General features: G+C 69.5%; 10 protein-coding genes. 6 read left to right on the forward strand and 4 right to left on the reverse strand.

Annotated features, from left to right (window positions below):
• Positions 1-29: 29 nt before the first annotated feature.
• A complete protein-coding gene (locus YIM_RS39375; protein WP_228004306.1) occupies positions 30-1,193 on the forward strand; it encodes a 3-deoxy-7-phosphoheptulonate synthase in 1,164 nt (387 codons plus the stop codon).
• A 19-nt stretch (positions 1,194-1,212) separates the two neighbouring features.
• Positions 1,213-2,835 (forward strand): bifunctional 3-(3-hydroxy-phenyl)propionate/3-hydroxycinnamic acid hydroxylase, encoded by a 1,623-nt coding sequence (locus YIM_RS39380; protein ID WP_153035196.1) that lies wholly within the window; start codon positions 1,213-1,215, stop codon positions 2,833-2,835.
• Between the two features lie 26 nt (positions 2,836-2,861).
• Here YIM_RS39380 and YIM_RS39385 read toward each other — a convergent pair whose 3' ends face one another.
• Complete coding sequence (locus tag YIM_RS39385; RefSeq protein ID WP_194239899.1) at positions 2,862-5,603, reverse strand: LuxR family transcriptional regulator; 2,742 nt, start codon at positions 5,601-5,603, stop codon at positions 2,862-2,864.
• Positions 5,604-5,753: 150 nt separating this feature from the next.
• Here YIM_RS39385 and YIM_RS39390 point away from each other — a divergent pair, with 150 nt between their 5' ends.
• From YIM_RS39390 to YIM_RS39405, 4 genes are read left to right on the forward strand one after another with little or no spacing between them, the layout of a single operon-like run.
• A complete protein-coding gene (locus YIM_RS39390; protein WP_153035198.1) occupies positions 5,754-7,145 on the forward strand; it encodes a glycosyltransferase in 1,392 nt (463 codons plus the stop codon).
• An 8-nt stretch (positions 7,146-7,153) separates the two neighbouring features.
• Positions 7,154-8,212 carry a DegT/DnrJ/EryC1/StrS aminotransferase family protein gene (locus YIM_RS39395; RefSeq protein ID WP_153035199.1) on the forward strand — a complete coding sequence of 353 codons (1,059 nt, stop codon included), beginning with the start codon at positions 7,154-7,156 and terminating at the stop codon, positions 8,210-8,212.
• 2 nt (positions 8,213-8,214) lie between these two features.
• A complete protein-coding gene (locus YIM_RS39400) occupies positions 8,215-9,390 on the forward strand; it encodes a cytochrome P450 (protein WP_153035200.1) in 1,176 nt (391 codons plus the stop codon).
• A gap of 11 nt (positions 9,391-9,401) precedes the next feature.
• Positions 9,402-10,595: a cytochrome P450 gene (locus YIM_RS39405; RefSeq protein ID WP_153035201.1), complete on the forward strand. Its 1,194-nt coding sequence runs from the start codon at positions 9,402-9,404 to the stop codon at positions 10,593-10,595.
• 11 nt (positions 10,596-10,606) lie between these two features.
• On the opposite strand, the gene YIM_RS39410 is transcribed toward YIM_RS39405, so the two are convergent.
• Genes YIM_RS39410 through YIM_RS48755 form a run of 3 tightly spaced genes read right to left on the reverse strand, consistent with a single transcriptional unit; the run spans position 10,607 to position 11,791 of the window.
• The gene (locus YIM_RS39410) at positions 10,607-11,026 is read right to left on the reverse strand and encodes an Imm1 family immunity protein (RefSeq protein ID WP_153035202.1); all 420 of its coding nucleotides are present in this window, start codon (positions 11,024-11,026) and stop codon (positions 10,607-10,609) included.
• Positions 11,014-11,448, reverse strand: a complete 435-nt coding sequence (locus YIM_RS50180; protein ID WP_194239900.1) for a DddA-like double-stranded DNA deaminase toxin — start codon at positions 11,446-11,448, stop codon at positions 11,014-11,016. The genes YIM_RS39410 and YIM_RS50180 overlap by 13 nt, the downstream gene beginning before the upstream one ends.
• Complete coding sequence (locus YIM_RS48755) at positions 11,417-11,791, reverse strand: hypothetical protein (RefSeq protein ID WP_194239901.1); 375 nt, start codon at positions 11,789-11,791, stop codon at positions 11,417-11,419. The genes YIM_RS50180 and YIM_RS48755 overlap by 32 nt, the downstream gene beginning before the upstream one ends.
• Between the last annotated feature and the right edge of the window lie 7 nt (positions 11,792-11,798).

The raw sequence follows: 11,798 nt of genomic DNA on the forward strand, positions 1-11,798 counted from the left end.
TCGCACGCCAACGCAGGAGATGTTGCCGAATGTTGCCAACCATGCGCCGGGCCGGTCCCGGCCCGCTCCCCGCGGCCGAGCAGCCGGACTGGCACGGACACCGCGACTACGAGCGCACGCAACGGCGGCTTTCGGCAGCCGAACCGCTGGTCACCGAAGCGGAACTGGTCGAGGTGCGCGGTGCGCTGGCCGCGGTCGCCGACGGTTCGGCACGTGTGCTGCAGGCGGGTGACTGCGCCGAAAGCTTCGGTGACGCAACCCTTTCCCGGACAGCCGCGAAGGTCACCGTCCTCAACGAACTCGGCGATCTGTTCGCCAAGAAGGTTTCCCAGCCGGTGGTCCGGTTCGGGCGGATGGCCGGGCAGTACGCGAAGCCGCGGTCGAACGCCTTCGAGACGGTCAACGGTGTCGAGGTGCCGGTGTTCCGCGGGCACCTGGTCAACTCCTTCGAACCGGATCCCGCGGGCAGGCAGCACGACCCGCGCCGCATGCTGTGGGCCTACCAGGCCAGCGCGGACGTGCTCGGCGCCCTGCGCACGCACTGGGAACCCGGCCGCAGCGGCCCGTGGACCAGTCACGAGGCGCTGGTGCTCGACTACGAACGCCCGCTGATCCGCGCCGGGCTCGGCGGCGACTACCTGGCCTCGACGCACTTCCCGTGGATCGGCGAGCGCACCCGGCAGCTCGACCACGCCCACGTCCACCTGCTCGCGTCGACGATCAACCCGGTGGGCTGCAAGGTCGGGCCCGGTACGGACCCGGAAACCGCGCTGCGCCTGTGTGAACTGCTCGACCCCGACCGCACGCCCGGCAGGCTGGCGCTGATCGTGCGAATGGGCCGCGCCGCGATCGAATCGGCGCTGCCGCCGGTGGTGCGCGCGGTGCGGGCCGCCGGGCACCCGGTGGTCTGGCTGAGCGATCCGATGCACGGCAACACGGTTCGCGCCGAAACTGGGCAGAAGACCAGGTACCTGGCGGACATCATCGAGGAGGCCGCCGCCTTCACGCGGATCGTCGGGGAGCTGGGCGCACACCCGGGCGGACTGCACCTGGAGGTGGCGGCCGCCGACGTGACCGAGTGCGTTGGCGGGCCGGTGGCCGGTGAGCGCCAGCTGAGCGGCCGCTACGAGTCGCTGTGCGACCCGAGGCTCAACCCGGAACAGGCCTTCGAACTGATCGACACCGTCTTCTAGAACGCGAGCGGGATGGGACATGCCTGAGGAGACCGAACGCAGGGCCACCGATACCGACGTGGTGATCGTCGGCAACGGGCCGGCCGGCCAGACCCTGTCCATGCTGCTCGCCCAGCGCGGGTGGCGGGTGATCGTGCTGGAGCGCTGGCCGGAGCCGTACCCGTTCCCGCGCGTCAAGGGGTTCGACGGCGAGACCGCGCGGAACTTCGCCGCCGCGGGCATCGGGGACGCGCTGCCGGAGATCTACGAGCGGCTCGGCGAGTACGAGTTCCTGAACGCCGCCGGGCAGCGGTTGATGCGCTTCGACGTGCCGTTCGAAACGGGCCGTGACGGCTGGCCACCCGCCGTGGTCATCCACCACCCGACCCTGGAGGCGGCGCTCTCGGAGCAGGCCGCGAAGCTGCCGACGCTGAAGGTGCTCACCGGGCACACCGCGATCGGGCTGGCCGACCACGGTGACCACGTCGAGGTGGAGGCGCCTGGACCGCACGAGGGCTACGACCGGATCACCGCGTCGTGGGTGATCGGCTGCGACGGGGCGAACAGCTTCGTGCGCGAGCACATCGGCTCGACCAACACCGATCTCGGCTTCAAGCAGGACTGGTTGCTGTGCGACGTGCTCTTCAACGAACCGCGCGAGTTCCACCCGAACGACCGGCAGATCTGCGACCCGCTGCGGCCGACCACCATGGTGGCCAGCGGGCGCGGGCACCGGCGGTGGGAGTTCCGGCGGCTGCCGGGCGAGACGGTGGAGCGGATGAACCGGCCGGAGAACGTGTGGCGGCTGCTCAAGCGGTTCGACGTCACGCCGGAGAACGCCACGCTGTGCCGTCACACCATGTACACCTTCCAGGCGCGGATCGCGGACAAATGGCGGGAGGGCAGGGTGCTGATCGCCGGCGACGCGGCGCACCTGATGCCGCCGTTCGCCGGGCAGGGCATGTGCTCTGGCGTGCGGGACGCGGCGAACCTGGCCTGGAAGCTGGACCTGGTGCTGCGCGGGGTGGCGGACGCGGCCCTGCTCGACGAGTACCCGGCCGAGCGGGACCCGCAGGTGCGGCACGCGATCACCGTTTCGGTGGAGATGGGCAAGATCATCTCGGAACTGGACACGGTGGCCGCGGCGGCGCGGGACGCGCACCTGCTGGGCATGCAGGCGGCGCCCACCGCGGACGGTTCGTCCTCGGAGGACTCTTCCTCGTTCTACTCGCTGGAGACGGGTGTGGTGCGGCGGAATTCTTCCGGTGAGCCGCTCGCACCCGCCGGTGAGCTGAGCCCGCAGGGCCGCGTTGCGCGGGGTGACGTCGTGGACTTGTTCGACGACGTGGTGGGCCGGGGTTTTGTGCTGATCTCCACGTTCGACCCGTATTCGGTGCTGGACAGCGAAGACCTGGAATTCCTGGACGAGATCGGCGCGCACGTGGTGCGGGTGCTGCCATCGGGGAGTTCGACGTCCGAGCCCTTCGAGGTGGTGGACTCGGACGACGTGTACCTGCCCTGGCTGGCTTCTTCGAAGGTGGTCGGCGCCCTGGTGCGGCCGGACTTCTACCTGTACGGCGCGGCCGCGGACCGGGCGGACCTGTCGACACTGGTGCGGGAGCTGCGAGTCCGGCTGACGGCTCGGGCGGGCGTTCCGGCCTAGGTGCCGGGGCGGCCCGCCGCGGCCGGTCAGGCGGTTCCGGCCAGGTCGGTGAGCAGGTCCGCCGGGAGGTCCTTCCGGTACTTCACGTTCAGTTTCCGGTACACCCGCGTCAGGTGCTGTTCGATCGTGCTCGGCGTGATGAACAGCTTGTTCGCGATCTCCCGGTTCGTGTAACCGACCGCGGCCAGCGCGGCCACGCGCCGTTCGGCATCGGTCAGGGCGTCGATGCCGTTGGCGGCGGGGGACTTCCGCCGGGCCACTTCCGGCTTCGATCGGCTCGGCAGCAGTTCCTCGCACAGTTCCGCGGCGTCGCAAGCGTTTGCGACGTGCCACGCCCGCCGCGCGATGGTCCACGCCCGCCGGTGTTCCCGCAGCGCCTGGTGCGTCCGGCTCAGGTCGGCCAAGGCCAGCGCCAGCTCGTACTGGTCCCCGTGTTCCTCCAAAATGGACACTGCGTCGGCGAGCAGTTGCGGTCGTGTGTGCGGCTGGCTCGTCGCGGCCAGCAGGCGCAGCGCCGTGCCGCGCGTCCGCGAACCACCGGGGCCCAGTTTCGCCAGCTGCTCGTTGATCAGCCGCCGCGCCTCGTCGCGGTTGCCGTGCCGCAGCCACGCCTCGGCCGCGCTCGTCCGCCACGGCACCAGGCCCGGCACGTCCAGACCCCAGCTGGTCATCAGCTCGCCGCACGCCAGGAAGTCCGCCAGCGCCGCGTAATGCCGTGAGGTGGCCAGATAGTGGGTCCCGCGCGCGGCCAGGTAGTGCAGCCCGTGCCGGCTCTGGAACATCGCCTCCGGCACCGACTGCTCCAGCCGCTTCGCCGCCTCGGCGTGCCTGCCCATCCGCGTCAGCGCCGTGATCAGCGAGCCGAGCGGCAGTCCCGCGCCGACGCCCCAGCCGGTCGGTGGCAGCAGGTCGAGCGCGGTCTGCGCCTGCTCGACGGCCACCGGCAGGTCCCCGCGCCGCACCGCGATCTCGGCCCGCGCGGCGGCGTACAACGCCCGGCTGACCGGCGTCCCGGCCTCCGGCAGCAGGCGCTCGCAGGCCGTCTGCGCGACCTCCAGCCGGTCCGCGTAGACCAGCGCCAGCAACGCGGTCACCGCTGTTTCCGGCCCCCACGACACGCTGTCGCTCGGCCGCGCCGCCTCCAGCACCTGCTCCGCGTCGGTGACCACCTGCTCACCCGGCCCGTACGCCAGCACCCCGGCCAGCGCCGCGGTGGCCTTCAGCGCGGGCCCGGTGGTCAGGTCCAGCGATCGCCTGGCCGCGTCGAGCGGCACCTGGCCCCGCGACGCCAGCGCCGGGTGCGAGCAGGCCAGCCACAGCTCCATCGCCCGCGCGTCCTCACCCGAGCCCGAGCCGGTGCGCGCCACCGGGCGGTCCAGCTTCTCCATCGCTTCCAGCGCGCGCTTGGCTTCGGCGAACTGGCCGTCCCACAACAACTGCCGCACCAGCGCCAGCACGTCCGGCTCGGCGAGCCGGTCCACCGAAGCGGCCAGCGACGGCAACCGGCGCGCGGCGGCCGACGGATTGATCCGCCATTCCACCCGCGCGAGCCGGGCGGCGATGGCCGCACGCTCGGTCAACCCCGGGCAGACACGATGGGCCAGGTCGAGGAAGCGCACGGCATCGGAGATCCGTTCGTCCCGCAGCGCGTGCTCGGCGGCCTCCACCAGCACGGGCACGGTCCACGGGCTGTGCGCGTCCTCGGCGTCGAGCAGCAGGGGCGCGACCTCGCCGGCGGGCGCGCCCTGGTCGTGCCGCAGGCGCGCGGCGGCGAGGCTACGCGACCGTCGGTCGGTCGCGGACATGTCGCCGAGCACCGCCGCGCGTGCTTCCGGATGACGGAACTGGCCGTGTTCCAGCAGCTCAGCGGCGTTGAGCAGGTCGATCGACGCGGTCACCGCCGCCTCGGTCAGCCCGCCGAGGTCCGCGATCATCGCCGGGCTCGCCGCGTCGCCGAGCACGGCCAGCGACCTGGCCACGGCCAGCACCTCCGGCTCGCAGCGGTGCAGGCAGCTCAGCAGGCCCTGGCGGAAGAACCGGCCGGGCACCACCTCACCCGGCTGCTCGGGCAGGTCGGCCAGCACCGCGCGCACCAGCAGCGGGCTGCCCCCGGTGACCGGGTACAGCTTCGGGGCGAGCCGCCGAGCCCGCCGCCCGCCGAGTTGTTCCGCGGCCAGTGCGGCCACGCCGTCCTCGGACAGCGGCGGCAGTTCCAGGTGTTCACCACCCTGGCGCGCGAGTTCGTCGTGCAGCGCGGAATGGCCGGCGCGCGGACTGTCCACTTCGGTCAGTACGAGCAGGAGGTCGGCGGTGTTCAGCCGTCGCAGCAGGTAACGCAGCCAGTGCAGCGATTCGGCGTCGGCGTGCTGCACGTCGTCGACGGTCACCAGCACCGGCGCCTGGTCGAGCAGGATGCGGCACAGCGAATGCCGCACCCGCGCGGTTTCCCGGTCGTCGATGTCACCCGCGCCGATTTCCAGGATGCGCTCCAGGCGGCCAGCGGTGTCCTCCGGCAGTTCCAGCCCGCGGAACAACTGGTGCACCACACCGAACGGCAGCGCGCGTTCCTCGCGTGAGCACGAAGCCGCACAGCGCCGGTACCCGGTGGCGGCTTCACCCAGCGCGGTCAGCAACTCGGTCTTGCCGGTGGCGACCGGCCCGGTCAGGCGCACCACGCGGCCACCGCCCGCCGCGAGCAGCTCGCTCAGGCGGCCCCACTGGGTGGCGCGTTCGACCAGCCCCGCTGGGACCGCGCCCGGCTCCGGCATGCTCGCGCACTCCTCGTTCCGACACCCCGCCACTTGCCGCCACCTGCACTGAATCACGTATTTTCCCTGCACACCCGGGGTACTAGGGGTTTTCCTCGAGTTGCCGCGCGGCCGGGGACAACGGCTCCGGCGGTGCGTCATGCTCCGATCATGGCGCCCGAGAGTCCGAGCCGCCCCATCCTGTTCGTCAGCTATTCCGAGAGCGGATTGCTGAACCCGATGCTCGTGCTGGCCGAAGAGCTGTCCAGGCGCGGTGTCGCCGGGCTCTGGTTCGCCACCGACGAGAACCGCCGTGCGGCGGTCGAGAAGCTGAACGCGGGTTCCCCGGTCGAGTTCTTCTCGCTGGGTGACCCGGTTCCCGAACTGTCCTCCACCACCTGGGACGACGAGACCTACCGGCTGGTCACGCAGAAGTCGAAGTTCAAGGCCCGCCGCGCGGTGATCGAGCAGACCGACAAACCGCGCCTGCGCATGGCCAAGTACCGCAAGCTCGAAGAGGCCGTGGAGAAGATCGGCCCGGCGCTGCTGGTGATCGAGAGCATGTGCCGGTTCGGCATCGAGCTGGCCATCACCAAGAAGATCCCGTACGTGCTGAGCGTGCCGTTCGTGCCGAGCAACCTGCTCACCTCGTACGTGCCGATCGGCAAGTCGTACACGCCGAAGGGCTTCCCCATCCCGCATTCCGGGCTGCCGTTCCGTGGCACGCTCGCCCAGCGGCTGAGCAACCGGCTGTTCGGCTGGCGCACGCTGACCATGGCGATGTCGAAGGAAATGCGCGCGCGGCAGGCCGAGGACGCACACGTCCGCGAGGAACTCGGCGTGGCACCGGAGGCCTTCGGCCAGTTCGTCCGCGTGGAGAAGGCCGAACTGGTGCTGTGCAACACCATTCCGGAACTGGACTACCCGTTCGAGCTGCCGGAGAAGGTGCGCACGGTCGGCGCGCTGGTGCCGCCGCTGCCCGAATCGGACGACACCGAGCTGGCGGACTGGCTGTCCGCCCGGGATTCGGTGATCTACATGGGTTTCGGCACCATCACCCGGCTCACCGCCGAGCAGGTCGGCGCGCTGGTCGAAGTGGCACGGCGGCTCGACGGCGAGCACGACGTGCTCTGGAAGCTCCCGGCCGAACAGCAGAAGTGGCTGCCGCCCGCCGACCAGCTGCCCGGCAACCTCCGGATCGAAAGCTGGGTCCCGTCACAGCTCGACGTGCTCGCGCACCCCAGCGTGAAGCTGTTCTTCTCGCACGGTGGCGGCAACGCCTACAACGAGAGTGTCTACTTCGGAAAGCCGCAGGTGATGCGGCCGCTCTGGGTGGACTGCTTCGACCAGGCGGTGCGCGGGGAGTCCTTCGGCATCAGCCTGACCCTGGACCGGCCGCACGACATGGACGTCGACGACGTGCTGGACAAGGTGACCAGGGTGCTCGGCAACAGTGCGTTCCGCACCCGTGCCGAGCGGCTCTCCCGCCTCCAGCACCAGGCGGGCGGCCGCGAGAAGGCCGCCGAACTGATCCTCGGCCTCCCGGCGATGGCGAAGGACTGAGCGGAGAAATGGGCTACAAGTACCCGGTTTCCCAGCCCTGGCTGGAAGGTCGTGAGCTGGAGTACGTGACCAAGGCGGTCACCGGCAACTGGATCTCCTCGCAGGGCCCGTACGTCCGGCAGTTCGAAGAGGCTTTCGCCGCCTACAACGGGATCGAGCGCGGCGTGGCCTGCTCGTCCGGCACCACGGCGCTGACGCTCGCGCTGCGCGCGCTCGGTGTCGGCCCCGGCGACGAGGTGCTGGTGCCCGAGTTCACCATGATCGCCACCGCGTGGGCGGTCACCTATCTCGGCGCCACGCCGGTGTTCGTCGACTGCGGTGACGACCTGAACATGGACCCGGAGCTGATCGAAGCCAAGATCACCCCGCGCACCAAGGTGATCATGCCGGTGCACATCTACGGCAGGCGCTGCGACATGGACGCGATCATGAACCTCGCGTTCGAGTACAACCTGCGCGTGGTCGAGGACACCGCCGAAGCGCACGGCGTGCGGCCGGTCGGCGACATCGCCTGCTACTCGCTGTTCGCGAACAAGATCATCACCTCCGGTGAGGGCGGCATCTGCCTGACGAACGACCACCGGCTGGCCGACCAGATCGCGCACCTGCGGGGCATGGCGTTCAACAAGGAGCACAACTTCCTGCACAAGAAGCTGGCCTACAACTTCCGCATCACCAATCTCCAGGCCGCCGTCGCGCTGGCGCAGGTGGAGCGGCTGGACGAGATCCTCGAACGGCGCGCGGCGATCGACAAGCACTACACCACCGGGCTCGAGGGCATCGACGGCATCACGCTGATGCCACCGCGGGACGTGCTGTGGATGTACGACCTGCTGGCCGACCGGCGTGACGAGCTGATGGCGCACCTGGCCGCCGAGGGCATCGAGACCCGGTACTTCTTCAAGCCGATGAGCCGTCAGCCCGGCTACCGCGCCGACGGCTGGGAGAAGCTGAACGCGAACCGCTTCGCCGAGACCGGGCTGTACCTGCCGACCTACACCCAGCTGACCGAGCCCGACCAGGACTTCATCATCGGGAAGATCCGCGCGTTCTACGGGGAAGAGTGATCATGTCGAGTGTCGAACAGCCGATGGTCCCGTTCATGCTGCGGCGGCCGGGCCAGCCCTTCCCGCCGAACGAGTACGCGCAGTTCCGGCAGCTGGACGGGCTGGTCAAGGCGTCGCTGCCGACCGGTGGCTCGGTCTGGCTGGTGACCAGGCACGAGGACGTGCGCAAGGTGCTGACCGAGCCGAAGATCAGCTCCAACCCGTCGCGGGAGGGCTTTCCCCGCCCCGGCCGGACCGGTGGCGCGCCCTCGGCGCACGAGGTGCCCGGCTGGTTCGTCTCGCTCGACCCGCCGGAGCACACCCGGTTCCGCAAGGCGCTGATCCCCGAGTTCACCGTGCGCCGCATCAAGGAGATGCGCGAGGCAGTGGAGACCATTGTGGACGGTGTGCTGGACCGCATGCTGGCCAAGGGGAACTCGGCGGACCTGGTGGCGGACTTCGCGCTGCCGGTGCCGTCGCTGGTGATCTCCTCGCTGCTCGGCGTGCCCAAGGTGGACCGCGACTTCTTCGAGTCGAAGACGCAGATCCTGGTGACCATCAGCTCCAGCGACGAGGAGCGCGACGACGCCAGCCAGCAGATCCTGCGCTACCTCAACCGGCTGATCTCGCTGCGGACGAAGCGGCCGGGTGAGGACCTGATCAGCAGGCTGGTCTCGGCGGGCACGCTCGACCCGTCGGAGATCTCCGGCGTGGCGATGCTGCTGCTGATCGCCGGGCACGAGACCACCGCGAACAACATCGCGCTGGGCGCGATGACGCTGATCGACAATCCACAGTGGATCGGTGACGAGCGGGTGGTCGAGGAACTGCTGCGGTACTACTCGGTGGCCGACATGGTGGCGCTGCGGGTGGCCGTGGAGGACGTGGAGATCGGCGGTCAGCTGATCAAGGCGGGCGAGGGCATCGTGCCGCTGGTCGCCGGGGCCAACCACGACGAGGCGATGTTCGAGCGGCCCGGCGAGTTCGACCCCGGCCGGTCGGCGCAGCACCACGTGGCCTTCGGTTACGGCGTGCACCAGTGCCTCGGGCAGAACCTGGTGCGGGTCGAGATGGATGTGGCCTACCGCAAGCTGTTCGAGCGCGTGCCGACGCTCAAGGTGGCCGAGGCTCCCGAAGGCCTGCCCTACAAATACGACGGTGTGCTGTTCGGGCTGCACGCCCTGCCTGTTTGCTGGTAGGAGACTGGGGAATGACAACTTCGCAGGACGAGCTGCCGTCGCTGGCGGCGGAGTCGGAAGGCCTGCTGCGCTTGCGGCCGAGCACGCTGTTGCGGGAGCTGCAGGAACAGGCGCCGATCTGCCGGGTGCGCACGCCTGCCGGGGACGAGGCGTGGCTGGTCACGCGCTACGCCGAGGTCAAGCAGCTGCTGATGGACGAGCGGATCGGGCGCTCGCACCTCGACCCGGGTTCGGCGCCGAAGTACGTGGACAACCCGTTGCTGGACATGCTGATCATCCCGGACCACGACGCCGCGCGGGACGCGCACAAGCAGACGCGGGCCTGGCTGGCCCCGAACTTCACCGCGCGCCGCGTGCTCAACCTGAAGCCGCGGGTGGAGGCGATCGCCGCGTCCACTTTGGATTCCTTCGCCGAGTCCGAGCGGCCGGCCGATCTGCACGGCGGGTTCTCGTTCCCGTTCGCGTTGCTGGTGCTGTGCGAACTGATCGGCGTGCCGCTGGACGAGCGGGACCGGATCCTGGAACCGTTGCAGCAGATGGGCGGGGTGGACGACCGGGAGGGCGCCGAGGGCGGGATGGGCGCGATTTTCGCCTATGCCGCGGAACTCGGGGCGCGCAAGCGCGCGGAGCCGGGTGAGGACGTCATCTCGCGCATGGTGCAGAACGGCGCGACGGACGAGCAGGTCGGGCCGATCGCGGCGAACCTGCTGTTCGCCGGGCTGGAGAGCGTCGCTTCGCACATCGATCTCGGGGTCGCCCTGCTCTCGACGAACCCGCGGCAGCTCGACGCGGCCATGTCGGACCACGGCAAGCTCACCACCGCCGTCGAAGAGGTCCTGCGCGCGGCGAAGGCGGGCGGCTCGGCGCTGCCGCGGTACGCCGCCGAAGACATCGAGATCGGCGGAGTCACCATCCGCGCCGGTGATTTGGTGCTGATCGACTTCACCCTGGCGAACTTCGACACGCAGGCCTTCGACGACCCGTCGCGCTTCGACGTGACACGCTCGCCGAACGCGCACCTGACCTTCGCGCACGGCATCTGGCACTGCATCGGGGCGCCACTGGCCAGGGTGCAGCTGCAGGTGGCCTTCTCGGCTCTGTTCACGCGGCTCCCCTCGCTGCGCCTGGCAGTCCCGATCGCCGAGCTACAGATGCGCGGCGGCGGCCTGGCCGACGGCCTGGGAGGGTTGCCGGTCACCTGGTGAACGGGAAGTGGCTAAGCGATCGGTTGCCAAGCTATCGACGTGGGCAACCGATCGCCATTGGTCTCGAAGAACTCGACGAGGACCGCTTCCACAGCGTCGGCAGGCACCTCACTATTGGCCGGGAACTCCTGGTCAGTGGTGTCCAGGTAGTAGGTGACAGGCTGGTCGTTGCCGGGTTCGCCGCTATGGCTGGTGACGGGGGTGGGTGTGTCGGCCCCGGAGTACCAAGCCACACCTTTGTCACCGTCGAAGCCCGCGAAGAATTCAGCCTTCCAAGGTGAGTCGCTGATGAAGACCTGGACCAGTACGGCGTCGCCGGGCTGCGTCCCGGCGCGCAAGTCGACGACCAGCTTCCGCAGTTGCTCCACAGTGCTTACCTGCACCGGCGCTGTGGCATGCTCGGGTTCCCAGCACAGGCTCAACTGGCCCATGGCGACCTCGCGCCTCCCCTATACACCTGGTAGAAGTCGTTTGCACCGTACACGACGAGCTCGAATCCCTCCGGGAGGATCGCGGGCAGCAGGTCCTCGCACCCTTTGGGGAAGGCGCACGGCTCGTTGTTGATGACCAAGCTCGCCTTCTTGATCTGGTATGTACGCATCATCGTGGCTGCTTTGACCTCTACATGGCTGGCCACGATCGGGCTCAGAGGTGCTCCGAGTTCCTCCTTGAAGATTCGACGGGCCTCGACCGAGTTGTTGTCTTCGCCGCTGGCGAGCCACTGCCCTCCCGCTCGTCGTCCAGGAACTCCTCGTCCGAGCTGTAGAAAACACCCTCGGTTTTGTTTCTGCCCGCGCACACGCTCTGACTTCGGCGGTACGTCAGGTGGCAAGGAGGCACGCGTCTTTTCCACGACATCGCGATGATGCCGTCGGCTCGACGCCTCTTTTTGAACCGCCTTGTACTGCCGTGCAGCGCTTTCTTCGGCCCCGGTCGAAAGCGTGGCTCCGTATTTCTCGACGGTTGCCGCCAGAGTGCTGACGACGGTCGTCCAAAGTGGTCAGATCGACGCCCGCCCGTGTGTAGCTCGTCGAGGCGTCGGCCGACTCCTGGGCGAGTGATCCTTCCGTGACCGTCGCGAATTCGCGGTCGGCCGCAGCCAAATGCGCCTTCGCCTTCTCCAGGAGGGCCTTCGCTTCCGCGCACTTGTCCAGCGAACCGGCTATCAGCGCAGCGGTGTCCCGGAGAACCGACATACGCCGA

This window comes from Amycolatopsis sp. YIM 10 (genome assembly GCF_009429145.1).
GTDB lineage: Bacteria > Actinomycetota > Actinomycetes > Mycobacteriales > Pseudonocardiaceae > Amycolatopsis.

Bases quoted from the DNA above. Each gene is read 5' to 3' on its own strand.
- YIM_RS39410 (WP_153035202.1), bottom strand. From the start codon at position 11,026: ATGGGCCAGTTGAGCCTGTGCTGGGAACCCGAGCATGCCACAGCGCCG.
- YIM_RS39375 (WP_228004306.1), top strand. From the start codon at position 30: ATGTTGCCAACCATGCGCCGGGCCGGTCCCGGCCCGCTCCCCGCGGCC.
- YIM_RS48755 (WP_194239901.1), bottom strand. From the start codon at position 11,791: ATGTCGGTTCTCCGGGACACCGCTGCGCTGATAGCCGGTTCGCTGGAC.
- YIM_RS39390 (WP_153035198.1), top strand. From the start codon at position 5,754: ATGGCGCCCGAGAGTCCGAGCCGCCCCATCCTGTTCGTCAGCTATTCC.
- YIM_RS39395 (WP_153035199.1), top strand. From the start codon at position 7,154: ATGGGCTACAAGTACCCGGTTTCCCAGCCCTGGCTGGAAGGTCGTGAG.
- YIM_RS39380 (WP_153035196.1), top strand. From the start codon at position 1,213: ATGCCTGAGGAGACCGAACGCAGGGCCACCGATACCGACGTGGTGATC.
- YIM_RS39405 (WP_153035201.1), top strand. From the start codon at position 9,402: ATGACAACTTCGCAGGACGAGCTGCCGTCGCTGGCGGCGGAGTCGGAA.
- YIM_RS39385 (WP_194239899.1), bottom strand. From the start codon at position 5,603: ATGCCGGAGCCGGGCGCGGTCCCAGCGGGGCTGGTCGAACGCGCCACC.
- YIM_RS39400 (WP_153035200.1), top strand. From the start codon at position 8,215: ATGTCGAGTGTCGAACAGCCGATGGTCCCGTTCATGCTGCGGCGGCCG.